This is a genomic window from Rhodopseudomonas sp. P1 (assembly GCF_039642825.1).
Lineage (GTDB): Bacteria > Pseudomonadota > Alphaproteobacteria > Rhizobiales > Xanthobacteraceae > Rhodopseudomonas > Rhodopseudomonas palustris_H.
This window is the reverse complement of record NZ_CP088006.1, coordinates 3,885,391-3,901,359: the sequence shown is the minus strand read 5'-3', so window position 1 is coordinate 3,901,359 and position 15,969 is coordinate 3,885,391. Positions and strand designations below refer to the sequence as shown.

The window sequence follows — 15,969 nt, the reverse complement described above, 5'->3', positions numbered from 1 at the left end:
ACCCGGAATCTCAAGTGCGAAAAATGGCTGCGAAGACCAAACCCGCCCCCGACATCGCCACCCTCACCAAAGCCAAGGCCAAGGTGGAGCTGATGCGATTGCGCCTCGAGATCGAGGGGCATGACAAGGCATACTATCAGGACGACGCGCCGAAGATTTCGGACGCTGACTACGACGCGTTGCGGCGGCGGCTGGAGGCAATCGAGCAGAAGTTTCCCGAGCTGGTCAGCGCCTCGTCACCGACCCAGACCGTCGGCGCGGCGCCGGCCCGCGGCTTCGCCAAGGTGCAGCATGCGGTGCCGATGCTGTCGCTCGGCAACGCGTTTGCCGATGACGAAGTCGCCGAGTTCGCCCTGCGGGTGCAGCGCTTTCTCAAGCTCGACGACGTGCCGGCGATCGTTGCCGAGCCGAAGATCGACGGCCTGTCGCTGTCGCTGCGCTACGAGAACGGCGAGCTGGTACGCGCGGCGACGCGCGGCGATGGCTTCACCGGCGAGGACGTCACCGCCAACGTCCGCACCATCAAGGACGTGCCGAACACGCTGAAGGGCAAGCACATCCCCGCCGCCTGCGAGCTGCGCGGCGAAGTCTATATGCTGAAGCAAGATTTCCTTGCGCTGAACAAGCGTCAGGAGGAGATGGGCGAAACCGTATTCGCCAATCCGCGCAACTCCGCCGCTGGCTCGTTGCGGCAGAAGGACGTGGCGGTCACCGCGTCGCGGCCGCTGAAGTTCTTCGCCTATGCGTGGGGCGAGATGAGCGACTATCCGATGGAGGAGCCGACCCAGCACAAGATGCTGCAGTGGCTCGATCACGCCGGCTTTGTCGTCAATCCCGAGATCACGCTGTGTCACAGCGTCGAGGACGCGCTCGCGTTCTATCGCCGGATCGGCGAGAAACGCGCGTCGCTGCCGTATGACATCGACGGCGTGGTCTATAAAGTCGACCGTCTCGACTATCAGGAACGTCTCGGCTTCGTGTCGCGCAGCCCGCGCTGGGCGATCGCGCATAAGTTTGCCGCCGAGCAGGCGACGACTGTGCTGGAGAAGATCGACATCCAGGTCGGCCGCACCGGCGCGATGACGCCGGTGGCGCGGCTGCAGCCGGTGACGGTGGGCGGCGTGGTGGTACAGAACGCGACGCTGCACAATGAGGACTACATCAAGGGCATCGGCAATGATGGCGAGCCGATCCGCGATGGCGTCGACATCCGCGAAGGCGACACCGTGGTGGTGCAGCGCGCCGGCGATGTGATCCCGCAGATCGTCAGCGTGGTGATGGAGAAGCGGCCGGATACGACGAAGCCGTATCACTTCCCGCACAAATGCCCGGTGTGCGGCAGCCACGCGGTGCGCGAGGAGGGCGAGGCGGTATGGCGCTGCACCGGGGCGCTGATCTGCCCGGCGCAGGCAGTCGAGCGTCTGAAGCATTTCGTGTCGCGGCTGGCGTTCGACATCGACGGTCTTGGCGAGAAGCAGATCGAGCTGTTCCACGAGCGTGGCTGGGTCACGGAGCCCGCCGACATCTTCACGCTGAAAGCCCGCAACGCCGAGCTGAAGATCGAGGAGCTGGAAGGCTATGGCGAAACCTCGGTGCGCAATCTGTTCGCCGCGATCGATGCGCGGCGGACGATCGAACTGCACCGCCTGATCTTCGCGCTCGGCATCCGCCATGTCGGCGAGGGCAACGCCAAGCTGCTGGCGCGGCACTACGGCACGCTGGAAGCGTTTCTGACTGCCATGCGCGCAGCCGCCGACGCGCAGACCGAGGAGGGCAACACCTCGGAGGCGTATCAGGATCTCGACAACATTGCCGGGATCGGCGACGTCGTTGCCGAAGCGGTGGTCGAGTTCTTCGCCGAAGAGCGCAACATCAAGGCGCTCGATGCGCTGCTGGTCGAACTCACCGAAGTGCTGCCGGCCGAGCAGGCACGGCGCGACACTGCGGTCGCCGGCAAGACCGTGGTGTTCACCGGCTCGCTGTCGAAATTCACCCGCGACGAAGCCAAGGCCGCGGCGGAGCGGCTCGGCGCCAAGGTTGCCGGCTCGGTGTCGAAGAAGACCGACTACGTGGTCGCCGGCGAAGACGCCGGATCGAAACTGACCAAGGCGAAAGACCTCGGCGTCACGGTGCTGACCGAAGACGAGTGGCTGGCGCTGATCGGCGGGTAGTTCACGGCGTTGCTGCATCAACAGACGTCATCGCCCGCGCAGGCGGGCGACACAGTATCCCAGAGCGTTAAGGCGATCCGCCATAGCATCCGCGAGTCATTCCGGGGCGCGCGTAGCGCGAACCCGGAATCTCGCTGAAGCTCACCCGCGTGTTGAATTCCGGGTTCGCTCACTTGCGTGGGCGACCCGGAATGACTTGTTGGGGCGCTTCGATGTGAACGCGTAAGGCTCTGGGATACTGGATCCCCCGCTTTAGCGGAGGATGACGGTGGAGGATCGCCGATCTACACCAGCGTCTCTTCTTCGGCTTTCTCGATCATTTCCTCGGTCGCGATCAGGTTGCGGCGCGGCACCAGGAAGATCATCGCCGAGGCGCAGGCGAGTGCCGTTCCGAAGATCGCGATGTTGAGCGGCAACGGTGTCGCGAAATGGCCGCCGAGCCAGGCGCCGGCCTGCGAGCACAGCGAGCCGAACCCGAATTGGGTGAAGCCCATCAGTCCGGATGCGGTCCCGGCGGCCTGCGGGCGGATGCTGATCGCGCCGGCGGCGGCGTTGGCCATCACCGCGGCGTTGCCGAACATGATGATCATGTGGGTGCCGAACAACCAGCTCGGCACCTGATTCCAGCCGAGGATACCCCACGCCAGATTGAGCAGCGCGCCGGCGATCTGCAGCGCCAGTCCGAACCAGATCAGCCGGTCGAGCGAATGCCGCGGCGAGAACTTCACGCAGAACACGTTGCCCATCAGATAGGCGAAGCCGGAGCTGGCGAACCATGCGCCGTACTCGGCGCTGCTGCGGCCCATCTGCGTCACCACGACGTAGGGGCCGCCACCGGCGAAGATGAAGATGATCGCCGACGCCAGTACCTGGCACAGCACGTAGCCAATGAAGGCGCGGCTGCCGAACAGGCTGCGGAGGTCGGTCCGGAAGCCGCCGCGCTGCGCGGCGGGCATGCTGCGGCGGCTGGTTTCCGGCAGCGCCAGCGTAATCGCGGCGGCGACGACGATCGCCCCGGCAGTGACGGCGTAGAAGATCGCGCGCCAGCCGAGCGCGGTTTCGATCACGCCGCCGGCGAGCGGGCTCAGCATCTGCGCGATCATCATCACGGCGATCACGAGGCTGAGCATGCCGCCGACGCGGTCACGGCTGTAGAGATCGCGGATGATGGCGCGGCTAATCACCATGCCCGAGGCGCCGCCGAGCGCCTGCAGAAAGCGCAAGCCGATCAGTTGCGGCAGCGTCTGCGCGAAGATGCAGCCGATGCTGGCCGCGACCATCAGCGCCAGCCCGCCGAGCAGCACCGGGCGGCGGCCGAAGCGGTCGGACAATGGCCCCATGATCAACTGCGAGCAGGCCAGCCCGACCATGTAGAGCGACACGGTCATCTGCGCGACCGAGATGTCGCTGGAAAAATCGCTCGCCAGCACTGGGAGCGCCGGCACGAAGATGTACAGCGCGATCGGCGCCGCACCGTTCATCAGCACCAGCAGCAGGAGCAGCAGCTTCGACGGCGGCAGGTCGCGCCGGCTGGCGTCGATCGTTGCGTATCTGCCGACGATTCCGTGCATGCGAGATCGGTTCCCGACGGGCCTGCCAGGGCGAAGGATGTGAGCTGGTGGTTCGACTGTAGCCTGCCAGGGCAATGCTAACAGGCGGTTTTTCGGCATAAGGCTATGCGGAAGGCGGGCGAGGGCGGGGCGGCGGTGGCCGAACCTCAGCCACGCGTCGTTCCGGGACGCCGCGCAGAGACTCTCGATTGTCATTCCGGGGCGCGCGGAGCGCGAGCCCGGAATCCATACTCCCTGGCGTTTGTGATGGAGGAGGGCGGTGCCGCTGTGCTTCACCGCGAGTCCAGGGAGTATGGATTCCGGGCTCACGCGCTACGCGCGTGCCCCGGAATGACTAGTGGTGAGGGCTGTGCTGGGGCGCTCAGACCCCCAGCGGCGCCGTCGCGGCGTCGAGCCAGAGTTGGGTCGGGCCGTCGAGGTGGGGGCGGACGGTTTCGCGGACGCGGGCGTGGTAGGCATCGAGCCAGGATCGTTCCTCGGCGCTGAGCATCGCCACGTCGATCAGGCGGCGGTCGATCGGCGCCAGCGTCAGGGCTTCGAAACCGTTCATCGGTTTCTCGGCGCCGCCGATGTGTTTCTCGACCACCAGCTCAAGGTTTTCGATCCGGATGCCGAAGCCGTCGGTCTTGTAGTAGCCGGGCTCGTTGGACAGGATCATGCCGCGCTTCAGAGGCGTGGTGCCGAGCTTGGAGATCCGCGCCGGGCCCTCGTGCACCGACAAATAGCTGCCGACGCCGTGGCCGGTGCCGTGCTCGAAATCGATCCCGGCCTGCCACAGGAACTGCCGCGCCAGCGTGTCGAGCTGCGCGCCGGTGGTGCCGTCGGGAAACACCGCGCGGGCGATCGCCAGATGGCCGCGCAGCACGCGGGTGAAGCGGTCGCGCATCTCCGCCGTCGGTCCGCCGACCGCGATGGTGCGGGTGACGTCGGTGGTGCCGTCCTGATACTGCGCGCCGCTATCGATCAGCAGCAGGTCGCCGGGTTGGATGCGGCGGTTGCTCTTGCGGGTGACGCGATAATGCACGATCGCGCCGTTCGGTCCGGTGCCGGAGATGGTCGGGAACGACACGTCCTTGAGCGCGCCGGTGTCGCGGCGGAACGTCTCCAGCGCTTCGACCGCATCGATCTCGGTCAGCGCACCCTTCGGCGCTTCCGCATCGATGAACGCCAGGAACCGCGCAAGCGCCACCGCGTCGCGGCGATGCGCGGCGCGGGTGCCGTCGATCTCGGCCTGGTTCTTCACCGCCTTGAGCAGCGCGACCGGATCGGCGCCGCGCAGCGGCTTGCCGCCGGCCTCCTGGATCAGCCGGGTCAGCGCATCGGCCGCGGTGGCGCTGTCGAGCGCGATCGTCGCGCCGGTCTTGGCCAGTTCGCGCAGCATCGGCGCCAGCTCGGCCGGCTCGGCGACCTCGGCGGTCTGTTCGAGATGGTCGCGCACGCTGTTCGACAGCTTGCGGCCATCGATGAAGATGGTGGGGCGGCCGTCCTTCGGCAGCAGCGCGTAGGACAGCGGCAGCGGCGTGTGCGAGACGTCGGCGCCGCGGATGTTGAAGGTCCAGGCGACCGCGTGGGAATCCGACAGCACCAGCGCATCGGCCTTTAGCCGAACCAGCTCCTCGTTGATGCGGCCGAGCTTGCTGGCCTCGCTCTCGCCGGCGAATTCCACGCCGTGGACGGTGACCGGTCCGAGCGGCGGCGCGGGGCGTTCGCTCCACACCGCGTCGATCGGATTGCCGTCGACCGCGACCAGCTCGGCGCCGGCCTTGGCGCAGGCGGCCTGCATCCGTTCGACTGCCGAAGAAGTGTGCAGCCACGGATCAAATCCGAGGCGATCACCGGCTTTCAGATGCGTCTCCAGCCAGCGCTCCGGCGGCGGTTCGACCAGCGACTCGATGCACCACGCATTGCCGTCGACCTGTTTGGCGGCCTGCAAGGTGTAGCGGCCGTCGACGAACAATGCGGCCTGATCGATCAGCACATACGCCAGACCCGCCGATCCGGTGAAGCCGGTGAGCCACGCCAGCCGCTCGTCGGACGGAGGCACATATTCGTTTTGTTGCTGATCGGCGCGGGGAATCGCAAATCCGGTGAGCTTGCGCCGCAGCAGCTCTTCGCGAAACGCCGACAGCCGCGCGGTGAGTGCGACGCCGCTCTCGGGCTCCTCGAAGCTCTGGAAATGCGACTCGAACATAGCGGTCTGCTCCCTCGACACGTTGCGCACGGCTCACGCGATATGCATAAAGTCCAGCTTATGGCACGAGTTATGCTTGATTTATCGAGCCCGCAAGAGACGGGCGAGAGCTCCGCAGTGCCAGCTGCACCACGCTCTGACAACGCGTCCGGGACAATCCCGGGAGTGTCTCAACTCAACGACGAGGTGATACACCATGCCTGCTTTTACGTTTGAGAAGATTTCCCCGCCGGTCCGCCCGGGTGGTACGCCTCCGAACGTCGAGCCCGAGCAGCCGCAGCCGCGTGGTGTGATCGTGCGCATCCTGGACCGTTTCGTCCAGTCGGCGGTCAGGCGCACCGACCCGAACGCCGACGCTCACAGCCGCTTTCCCGACAAGCCCGCGCACTGAGCACCCGCTCAGCAGCGCTCCCCGTTAGAACGTCTTCACCAGCAGCAGGCTGCTCCAGCCTTCGATCACCAGCTGCCTCAGCAGCACGCAGCCGCGCGCCCGATACGCCGCGATCACGCTCTGCGCCTGCGGCTGCAGCAGCCCCGACAGGATCACCAGGGCGCCGGGCGCGAGGTGCTCGCTCATCGGCTGGGCCAGCGCCCGCAGCGGGTTGGCGAGGATGTTCGCCAGCACCAGATCGAACGGGGCGTGGGCCGCGAACACCGGCGAGGCGAAGCCGGTCGCCCATTCGGCCTGAACCAGATTGCCGACGCCATTGAGCCGCGCATTCTCGCGCGCGACAGCGACCGACTGCTTGTCGATGTCGGTGGCGAGCACGGTATGGCGCAGTGCCTTGGCGGCGGCGATCGCCAGCACGCCGGTGCCGGTGCCGAGGTCGAGCACGCGCTGCGGCGGGCCGGCGCGCAACACCAGATCGAGCAGCGTCAGGCAGCCGCGGGTGGTGCCATGATGGCCGGTGCCGAACGCCAGCGCCGCTTCGATCTCGATGCCGAGCTTGTTGGCCGGGACACGGTCGCGGTCGTGGCTGCCATGGACGACGAAGCGGCCGGCCGGGACCGGCACCAGCCCTTCCAGGCTCGCTGCGACCCAATCCTTGGCGGCGACGGTTTCAAGGCTGATCGCCTGCGCGGCCTCGGGGCCGGCGGCCTGTGCCACCAGCTCGCGGATATGGTCGAGGTTCGGCTGCTCGCCGAAATGCAGCGCCACCTCCCAGCTGCGGTCCGGCCGCTCGAACGCCGCGATCGCCATCTCGGCCTCGTCGAAGCACTCGCCGAGCAGGTCGGTGACGCGGCGGGCGGTGGCCTCGTCGCCAAGCACGAAGCTGGCGCGGACAGTGGGGGCGGGATCAGTCATGGCAGGTCCGAAGGTTGGCAGCGAAAGGGCGCGGCTGAAGTGATCTCTCAACAGATCGTCCACCGCTTCTGCGCCGGAAACGCACAGCTTGTCCATGACTTATGCACAGGGTTGAATCCGCAAGATTCACAGTTCTCCACAGCCTTCGCGCAATTTGTCGACAGATTCGTGCACAGCGTGACGAACGGCTGCGAAGCCTATGTGCGTGGGACAGAAAACGACTCGGAAGTTCTGTTACGCACACGCTTTCCGGGGAGTGGTCCGCGCCCACGGATAGCGGTTGCGAATAGATGCGCGGAACCAGTTCCGTGTCGGCTGCGTTTCAAGTTTTGGTTGTGAGAGTCCTATTGTCGCCTTGTTCTTTGGCCAATGGGTTCGCGCGCTTGGCCGCAGCTCCAATGACGGCGCCGCCAGCGACGATCCCCGACAACGACATGAGGTTTGATGAGCAAGGCCAACGAAGTTCCGTGCGCGGCCGCCACCCGGCGCCGAAAACTGTCTACCATTGTGATCGTTTCAGCCTTGCTCGCAACCGTCGGCACGCCCGCGGCTTTCGCCGAGGGGCAGGGCGGCGTGACGCCGGTCGCTTTCCCAGCCGGGCAGACCGCCATTCCGGCAGGCGTCGATTGCGTCACGGTGCGCTACTACGTCAGCGAGCACGGCCGGGCCAAGTCGATCGCCTGGGCGCTCAAGAACGGCTACAGCTGGGCGCAGATCGCCGAAGCCAAGCGCTGCCTGCGCGGCTGAAAAACGCCCGTAGCCGCACTGTTCATCTACAAGTTTTCCACAGTTTATCCACAGGCTTATCCCCAACCTTACCCACGGCTTGCGAACAGGCTGCGGTGGTCGTTGAGGATCGCGGCGGCCGCATTATGGCCGGGGGCGCCGGTGACGCCGCCGCCGGGGTGGGCGCCGCTGCCGCAGTGGTAGAGACCTTTCAGCGGGCCGCGATAGTCGGCGTGGCCCAGCAGCGGGCGCGCCGAGAACAACTGGTTCAGGCTGAGCGCGCCATGGAAGATGTCGCCGCCGAGCAGGCCGAACTCGCGTTCGAGGTCGAGCGGCGACAGGATCTGGCGGCCGAGCACGCTAGCGGCAAAGCCCGGCGCGTAGCGGTCGACGGTGGCGATCATCAGGTCGGCGACCTCGTCGCGATGGTCGTCCCAGGAGGCGCCGTCCGGCAGCTCCGGGGCGACGTGCTGGCAGAACAGGCTGGCGACCTGTTGCCCCTTCGGCGCCAGGCTGTCGTCGAGCGTCGACGGGATCAGCATCTCGACCACTGGCTCGCGGCTCCAGCCATGGGCGCGGGCGTCCTGATAGGCGCGGTCCATATAGCCGAGGCTCGGCGCGATGATGATGCCGGCAGTGAGGTGGTCGCCGTCGCCGGGCAGTGCGGTGAACGACGGCAGCCGCGACAGCGCGACATTCATCCGGAACGTGCCTGAACCGGTCTTCCAGTGTTGCATCCGGCGCCGGACGTCGTCGGGCAGCGCATCCTGCGGCAGCAGGCGGGTGTACAGCAGCTTCGGATTGACGTTGGACGCCACAAACCGCGCCCGCATGCTGCGGCCGTCGTCGAGGGTGACGCCGACCACGCGATCCTTCTCGACCAGCACCTCGCGCACGCCAGCGGAGGTCTCGATCTCCGCGCCGGCCGCGCGGGCCGCCGCGGCCATCGCCTGGCTGATCGCGCCCATGCCGCCGATCGCGTGACCCCAGACGCTCTTCTTGCCGTTCACCTCGCCGAAGGCGTGATGCAGCATCACATAGGCCGAGCCGGCGGCGTAGGGGCTGGCGTAGTTGCCGACGATGGCGTCGAAGCCGAACAGCGCCTTGACCAGATCGTGCTCGAACCGGGCGTCGAGCATCTCGCCGGCCGAGCAGGTGAACAGATCGAGCAGCAACCGCTGCTGCTCCATGGTGAGAGCCCGCAGCCGGTTGGCGGTTCCGAGCGCGTTCAGGCTCTCGCGGATCGCCGGCAAGCCGAACTGCGCCACCAGATTGGGCGGGGCGCGCAGCACGAAGTGCCGCAGCACATCGGCGATGATTTCGAGCTCGGCCGCGAACCCGCCGAACGCTGCGGCATCATGCGGGCTGAGCCGCGCCAGCGAGGCGGCGGTGAAGTTGTTGCCAGTGAGCAGATATTGGCCGTCCGGCGCGGGCAGGAAGTTCTGCGCCTTGCGCTCGACGATTCTGAGCTCGTGTTCGTGCAGCTTCAGGTCCGCGATCACTTTCGGATTGAGCAGGCTGACCGTGTAGGCCGCGACCGAGTTGCGAAAGCCGGGGTGAAACTCCTGCGTCACCGCGGCGCCGCCGACCACGCTGCGGCGCTCCACCACCTTCACCTTCAATCCCGCGCGCGCCAGATACGCCGCGCAAGTGAGGCCGTTGTGACCGGCACCGATGATCAGGACGTCGGGATCGGACATCGGAAGGTTCCCGGACCGGATGTGACAGACACGTTCGCGGCTGGTTTTGCCATTGTTCACAGAGCGACGCTAGGATGCGGCGCGTCACGGGCCTGCCGGAATCCATCGCCATGGCCGACGATGTCCAGCGTCCGCCGCGGCGGACCGCAGCAGGAGACGCCATGACCGAACCGACCCTCGCCGCGAGCCCGGCCAGCCCGGCGCGCAACCGGCAGATCCTGATCGTTTATACCACCGCGATCTTCGTCAGCGCGCTGCTGCTGTTTTCCGTGCAGCCGCTGTTCACCAAGATGGTCCTGCCTCGGCTGGGCGGCTCGCCGGCGGTGTGGTCGGTGGCGATGGTGTTCTTCCAGTCGCTGCTGCTCGCCGGCTACGCCTATGCGCACGGGCTGAGCCGGTTTGCCGATCGCCGAGTGCCGGTCGTGGTGCACCTGCTCGTGCTGGTCGTCGCGCTGCTGACGCTGCCGCTGGCGATCGCCGGCGGATGGGGCACGCCGCCCGCGAGCGGCTATGAGCTGTGGCTGCTCGGCCTGTTCGCGGTGTCGATCGGTCTGCCGTTCTTCGCGCTCGCCGCCAACAATCCGCTGCTGCAGGCGTGGTTCGTCCGCACCGGCCATCCCGACGGCCGCGATCCGTACTTCCTCTATGCGGCGTCCAATATCGGCAGCTTCCTGGCGCTATTGTCCTATCCGGTGTTGCTCGAGCCGCTGCTGACGCTGCGGCTGCAGAACCTGATGTGGACCGCCGGCTACGGCGTGCTGATCCTGCTGATCGCCGCCTGCGGCGTGCTTCTGCTGCGCGCGCCGGTCACCGCTGCGGCCGACGTGATTGCCGCCGATCAGGACGTCCCGGCGCCATCATGGCTGACGGTGGGGCGCTGGGTATTTCTCGCCGCGGTGCCGTCCGGGCTGCTGATCGCCGTCACCGCGCACATCTCGACCGACGTCGCCGCCGCGCCGCTGCTGTGGGTGCTGCCGCTGTCGCTGTACCTGCTCACCTGGGTGTTGGTGTTCCAGTCGCGGCCGCTGCTTCCGCACAAATGGATGCTGGCGCTGCAGCCGATCGCGATCGCGGTGATCGTGGTGTTGCTGGCTTATTCGGCCTCCGAGCACAATCTGCTGCTGACGCTTGGCGGACACCTGGTGTGCTTCTTCATCATCGCGATGGCCTGCCATGGCGAGCTGGCGCGGACCCGGCCGCCGGCGCGGTATCTCACCGGCTTCTACGTGGCGCTGTCGTTCGGCGGCATGGTCGGCGGCCTGTTCGCCGGTCTGCTGGCGCCGTACACGTTCTCCTGGATCGCCGAATATCCGATCCTGCTGGCGCTGGCGGTGCTGTGCCGGCCGCAGACGCCGGAATGGCGGCCGCAATGGTCGGTGGCGATCTGGCTGCTGATCGCCGCGCTGGCGGTGGTGCTGATCACCTCGGCGTTCACCACGGGAAAGCTGCACGAATGGTTCGCCACCAACCGCGTGCTGGTGATCGGCGATGTCGTCGGGCTCGGCGTGGTCCTCGCGGTGGTGCTGCGCGCAGCCCCGGCCAAGCTGCTCGCCACCGTCGTGCTCGCCTTGGTGTTGATCCGGCTGTATCCGGCTGACGAGGGGCGGATCGAGACGGTGCGCAGCTTCTTCGGCGTGCACAAGATCCAGGTGACGGCGGATGGACGCTTCCATGTGCTGCTGCACGGCACCACGATCCACGGCGCCGAGCGCGTACTGAACGACGATGGCTCGCCGGTCACCGGGCGGCCCGAGCCGATCTCGTACTACCACAAGGATGGCGGCATAGGGCAGGCGATCACCGCGCTCCGCGAGCGCAAGGGCGGCCCGATCCGCGTTGCGGTGATCGGGCTCGGCTCCGGCACGCTGACCTGCGCGGCGGCACCGGACGAGCATTGGCGGTTCTTCGAGATCGACCAGTCGATGATCGATACCGCGCGCGATCCGAAGTATTTTAGCTTCGTCAGCAAATGCGCGCCGGATTTGCAGCCGGTGGTCGGCGACGCGCGGCTGACCTTCGCGCACGAGCCGGACGGCGCCTACGACCTGATCATCGTCGATGCCTATTCGTCGGACGCGATCCCGATCCATCTCGCCACTCGCGAGGCGATGGCGATCTACAAGGCCAAGCTGGCGCCGCAGGGCGCGGTGCTGATGCATGTCTCCAACCGTCATCTCGAACTGGCGAGCGTGGCGGTCGGCATCGCCGACGCCAACGGGCTGAAGAGCTGGGTCGCGTCGCAGGATGCCGGGCGCGATGCCGAATACATCTTCGCCACCTCGGTGGTGATCTCGGCCCGCGAGGCTGCGGACATCGGCCGGCTCGCCGCCAACGAAGACTGGACACTGACCGCGCCGCGCGACGGCGATCGGGTGTGGACCGACGACTACTCCAACGTGCTCGGCGCGGTGTGGCGCCGGCTGCGCGACGGCGAGGATTAGGCAAAGCAAAACGGACGGCCGGAGGAGGCCGCGCGTTTCAATCGGATCAGTCGTGGCTCGGCTCAGTACGCCGAGTAGCCGCCATAGCCGCCGTCATAATAGCCGCGCGGCTGATAATAGCGTCGCGGCGCGTAATCCTGGGCGTAGGAATCGTTTTCGACGTAGCCGTATTGCGGCGGCGCGACGCGGCGATAGCCGGGAGGGGCCGGGTAGCGGCGGTCGGCGTAGCTGCCGTCGGCCGGATAGATGTAGCCGTCATCGGTGACCTGCGGGCGCACCGCGCGCGGCCGGCTCGGCACCAGGTCGATCGGCTGGCCGTTGGCATCATAGGTCGGAGATGGCAGCGGTTCGGCGCGGGCGATGGCATTGCCGCCCTTGCTCTTCAGCCGCGCCAGCGCGACCTGCGACGAGCCGGTCAGCGTCACGGTGGTGTTGAGCACGCCTTCCTTCTCGACCAGCGCGTACAGCGTCGCGGCGTTGTCGCGGGACAGCCGCACGCAGCCGTGCGACACCGGCACGCCGAGCTTGCCTGCCGCGTCGGTGCCGTGGATGGCGTGACCCTGCTTGGTGAAGAAGATCGAATGCGGCATCGGCGCATCGTCGAACTCCTTCGAGTAATGGTCGGCTTCCATCCGGAAGGTCTGGAATTTGCCGTTCGGCGTTTCGTGCGACGGATTGCCGGTCGACACCGGCCAGCGGTACCGCTCGACGCCGTCGACCGCGACGGTGAGCTGCTGATTGTCCTTGTCGACGGTGATGGCGACTTTCGCCTGAGCGGTGCTTGAGACCGCCAGCAGGATCAGGCCGGTAAGAGATACGAGATACGAACGCATTGTGCGGCCTCCTGGCCCGATCCTTTCACTTCCTTGCCCGCCCGATGGTAATATGCATAGCGGCTGCGACAGTTTCCAGTCGCCGCTGTGCCGCAGCGGCAAAACCTTCGGCATCGTTAAGATGGCTTCGGCGACTCCAGCGGCAGCATCAAGACACCACCACGGCGGAATCTCGGCGAAACGGGAACCCGAGGCGCGCGGGCGTGTTAATGTGCTGCAGAGTCCGCGCCCGGCGTTCTGTCGGGCGTTTCAATCCGGAGGGACATCGATGAAGACCACCGCCAAGGCGTTTGCCGTTCGCGCCGAGCACACCCCGTTCAAAGCACTGTTCGCAGCAGCCGCCCTGGCGCTCGCGGTGCTGGCGATTCCGACCGCCGGTCATTCGCAGGGCATCGTGCGCGGCGCGGAGCAGGGCGCCCGTGAAGGCAATCGCGCGGCCGGACCGATCGGCGGCGCTGTGGGCGGCGCGATTGGTGCTGGCGTCGGCGGCGCGGTGGGTGCGGTGAACGGTGTGCTCGGCCTGCCGAACCACGGCCCGCGCTATCGCTATCACCGCGGCCATCGCTGCAAGGGCTATTACACCCGGAGCGGCAACTTCCGCTGCTATCGCCGCTAAGACGAGCGGCTCATAAACAACGAAGGCGCGGCCATCGGATCGCGCCTTTTTGTTTGCGGCGTGTCTGGTGACGAAGCTGCTGCGCTCAGGCCTTCAGGCGATAGCCGGTCTTGAAGATCCACCACACCACCGCGAGGCAGGCGAGCAGGAAGCCGAAGGTCGCGGCGAGGCTGACTGCGACATTGACGTCGGCGATCTCGTAGAAGCTCCAGCGGAAGCCGGAGACCAGATAAACCACCGGGTTGAACAGCGCGATGGTCTGCCAGACCGGCGGTAGCATCGAGATCGAATAGAAGCTGCCGCCCAGGAAGGTGAGCGGCGTGATGATCAAGAGCGGCACCACTTGCAGCTTCTCGAAACCGTCGGCCCAGATGCCGATGATGAAGCCGAGCAGGCTGAACGCCACCGAGGTCAGCACCAGAAACGCGAACATCCAGACGGGATGAGCGATGTGCAGCGGCACGAACAGGCCGGCGGTGGCCAGGATGATCAGGCCGAGGATGATCGATTTGCTGGCCGCGGCGCCGACATAGCCGACTGCGATTTCCAGAAACGACACCGGCGCCGACAGGATCTCGTAAATGGTGCCGGTGAATTTCGGGAAATAGATGCCGAACGAGGCGTTGGCGACGCTCTGCGTCAGCACGCTGAGCATGATCAGGCCGGGCACGATGAAGCTGCCGTAATTGACGCCTTCGACCTGGTCGATCCGCGAGCCGATCGCGGCGCCGAACACGATGAAATACAGCGAAGTCGACAGCACCGGCGATACGATGCTCTGCATCAGCGTCCGCCAGGTCCGCGCCATTTCGAACAGATAGATCGCGCGGATCGCCCGCAGGTTCATGCTCACGTCCTCACCAGGCTGACGAAGATCTCCTCCAGCGAGCTCTGGCTGGTGTCGAGATCGTGGAAGCGGATGCCGGCGGCGCGGACGTCGCCGAGCAGCGCGGTGATGCCGGTGTGTTCGGCGCGGGTGTCGTAGGTGTAGATCAGCTTGTTGCGATCGTCCGACAGCGTCAGGCCATAGGCGGCGAGCTGCGGCGGCACCGTGTCGATCGGGGCGTCGAGATGCAGCTTGAGCTGCTTCTTGCCGAGCTTCTGCATCAGCGCCGATTTCTCGTCGACCAGGATCAGCTCGCCATGGTTGATGACGCCGACGCGGTCGGCCATCTCCTCGGCTTCCTCGATGTAGTGCGTGGTCAGGATGATGGTGACGCCGGTCGCCTTCAGGGCGCGCACCACCTCCCACATTCCCTTGCGCAGTTCGACGTCGACGCCTGCGGTCGGCTCGTCGAGAAACAGGATCTGCGGCTCGTGGCTGAGCGCTTTCGCGATCATCACCCGGCGCTTCATGCCGCCCGACAGCGTGATGATCTTAGAGTCCTTGCGGTCCCACAGCGACAGGTCGCGCAGCACTTTCTCGATATGCGCCGGGTTCTTCGGCTTGCCGAACAGGCCGCGGGAGAAGCTGACCGTGTCCCACACCGACTCGAATGCATCGGTGTGCAGCTCCTGCGGCACCAACCCGATCAGCTCGCGTGCCGCCCGATAGTCGGTGATGATGTCGTGGCCGTCGACCGTCACCGTGCCGCCGGTCGGATTGACCAGCCCGCAGATCGTGCCGATCAGCGTGGTCTTGCCGGCGCCGTTCGGCCCGAGCAGCGCGAAAATCTCGCCGCCCATGATGTCGAGGCTGACGCCGTTCAGCGCCTTGCGCCCGGTGCCGTAGGTCTTGCTCAGATTCTTGACGGAAATGATCGGGGCCATGCGGGCTCGCGAAACGTGGGGCGCGGGAAAGGCGGACCGCAGCCGGGACGTGCGGGCGGCTTACATAAGGACGGCCAAGGGGCGGCGCAACCGACAGGATGAACAGGCCGGGGAGAGGAAAATTTCGCGTCGCGGCTTTGTGGCACCGACCCTCACCGCGCGAGGAGGCGAAGCCGACGAAGCTCCATAACCCCGTGCACCGCGCCCTGGATTGCTTCGCGGCGCCTGTCATCGGGCAGGGCTCCGCGCCGACCCGTTGGCTCGCAATGAAGGGGAAAGGCTGGGGATGTCACTCCGCCGCGTGGGCGCGGGTCGGCGTTTCGATCAGCGCGACGATGTAATCCCGAATGTCGTCCGCGACTTCGGGGTCGGCCTTCAGCTCAGTTAGTGTGCGAGGCTTCGGCAGCGGCCTGCCGTCCTGCTCGACCTGCTCGAGGTACAGCTCCAGCGCCTCTGGCGCATTGCGCAGCGCCTCGTCGATGTCGTCGCCAGCGGAGACGCAACCGGGCAGGTCCGGAAACCATACCCCGACCGCCACGTCCGGACCGGCGTCTTCGATGATGGCAATGTAGTGGGTCATGGCCGACCTCAATCCGGCTACCAGCCTGCGCCCTTATAGATGGCATGCTCAAACATGTCTTCCG

The 15,969-nt window shown here is 66.5% G+C and carries 13 protein-coding genes; 5 read left to right on the top strand and 8 right to left on the bottom strand.

From position 1 onward, the window contains the following. Positions 1–23: 23 nt before the first annotated feature. A complete protein-coding gene (ligA, locus tag LRC39_RS18055) occupies positions 24–2,171 on the top strand; it encodes an NAD-dependent DNA ligase LigA (RefSeq protein ID WP_346295167.1) in 2,148 nt (715 codons plus the stop codon). A 284-nt stretch (positions 2,172–2,455) separates the two neighbouring features. Here ligA and LRC39_RS18050 read toward each other — a convergent pair whose 3' ends face one another. Further along, positions 2,456–3,742, bottom strand: coding sequence for a multidrug effflux MFS transporter (locus tag LRC39_RS18050; RefSeq protein ID WP_346295166.1), 1,287 nt, complete (start codon positions 3,740–3,742; stop codon positions 2,456–2,458). A gap of 361 nt (positions 3,743–4,103) precedes the next feature. Next, positions 4,104–5,933, bottom strand: coding sequence for an aminopeptidase P family protein (locus tag LRC39_RS18045; protein WP_346295165.1), 1,830 nt, complete (start codon positions 5,931–5,933; stop codon positions 4,104–4,106). A 196-nt stretch (positions 5,934–6,129) separates the two neighbouring features. Here LRC39_RS18045 and LRC39_RS18040 point away from each other — a divergent pair, with 196 nt between their 5' ends. After that, positions 6,130–6,324, top strand: coding sequence for a hypothetical protein (locus LRC39_RS18040; protein WP_107356328.1), 195 nt, complete (start codon positions 6,130–6,132; stop codon positions 6,322–6,324). 24 nt (positions 6,325–6,348) lie between these two features. Here LRC39_RS18040 and LRC39_RS18035 read toward each other — a convergent pair whose 3' ends face one another. After that, entirely contained in the window at positions 6,349–7,239 is an 891-nt protein-coding gene (locus LRC39_RS18035; protein ID WP_107346672.1) for a 50S ribosomal protein L11 methyltransferase, read from the bottom strand. Positions 7,240–7,683: 444 nt separating this feature from the next. Here LRC39_RS18035 and LRC39_RS18030 point away from each other — a divergent pair, with 444 nt between their 5' ends. Continuing rightward, positions 7,684–7,986, top strand: a complete 303-nt coding sequence (locus LRC39_RS18030; protein WP_346295164.1) for a hypothetical protein — start codon at positions 7,684–7,686, stop codon at positions 7,984–7,986. Positions 7,987–8,054: 68 nt separating this feature from the next. Here the strand turns inward: LRC39_RS18030 and LRC39_RS18025 are convergent, their stop codons facing one another. Then, the gene (locus LRC39_RS18025; protein WP_346295163.1) at positions 8,055–9,665 is read right to left on the bottom strand and encodes a phytoene desaturase family protein; all 1,611 of its coding nucleotides are present in this window, start codon (positions 9,663–9,665) and stop codon (positions 8,055–8,057) included. Positions 9,666–9,826: 161 nt separating this feature from the next. Between LRC39_RS18025 and LRC39_RS18020 the strand changes: the two genes are divergently transcribed. Then, positions 9,827–12,106: a spermidine synthase gene (locus LRC39_RS18020; protein ID WP_346295162.1), complete on the top strand. Its 2,280-nt coding sequence runs from the start codon at positions 9,827–9,829 to the stop codon at positions 12,104–12,106. A gap of 62 nt (positions 12,107–12,168) precedes the next feature. Here LRC39_RS18020 and LRC39_RS18015 read toward each other — a convergent pair whose 3' ends face one another. After that, positions 12,169–12,939, bottom strand: coding sequence for a L,D-transpeptidase (locus tag LRC39_RS18015; RefSeq protein WP_164573875.1), 771 nt, complete (start codon positions 12,937–12,939; stop codon positions 12,169–12,171). A gap of 268 nt (positions 12,940–13,207) precedes the next feature. Here LRC39_RS18015 and LRC39_RS18010 point away from each other — a divergent pair, with 268 nt between their 5' ends. Next, positions 13,208–13,555 (top strand): hypothetical protein, encoded by a 348-nt coding sequence (locus LRC39_RS18010; RefSeq protein ID WP_107356324.1) that lies wholly within the window; start codon positions 13,208–13,210, stop codon positions 13,553–13,555. Positions 13,556–13,640: 85 nt separating this feature from the next. On the opposite strand, the gene LRC39_RS18005 is transcribed toward LRC39_RS18010, so the two are convergent. From LRC39_RS18005 to LRC39_RS17995, 3 genes are all read right to left on the bottom strand, one after another. Beyond that, positions 13,641–14,402, bottom strand: a complete 762-nt coding sequence (locus tag LRC39_RS18005; protein WP_107345288.1) for an ABC transporter permease — start codon at positions 14,400–14,402, stop codon at positions 13,641–13,643. A gap of 2 nt (positions 14,403–14,404) precedes the next feature. Further along, a complete protein-coding gene (locus LRC39_RS18000; protein ID WP_346295161.1) occupies positions 14,405–15,325 on the bottom strand; it encodes an ABC transporter ATP-binding protein in 921 nt (306 codons plus the stop codon). A 289-nt stretch (positions 15,326–15,614) separates the two neighbouring features. Continuing rightward, positions 15,615–15,905: a type II toxin-antitoxin system HicB family antitoxin gene (locus LRC39_RS17995; RefSeq protein ID WP_346295160.1), complete on the bottom strand. Its 291-nt coding sequence runs from the start codon at positions 15,903–15,905 to the stop codon at positions 15,615–15,617. Positions 15,906–15,969: the final 64 nt, after the last annotated feature.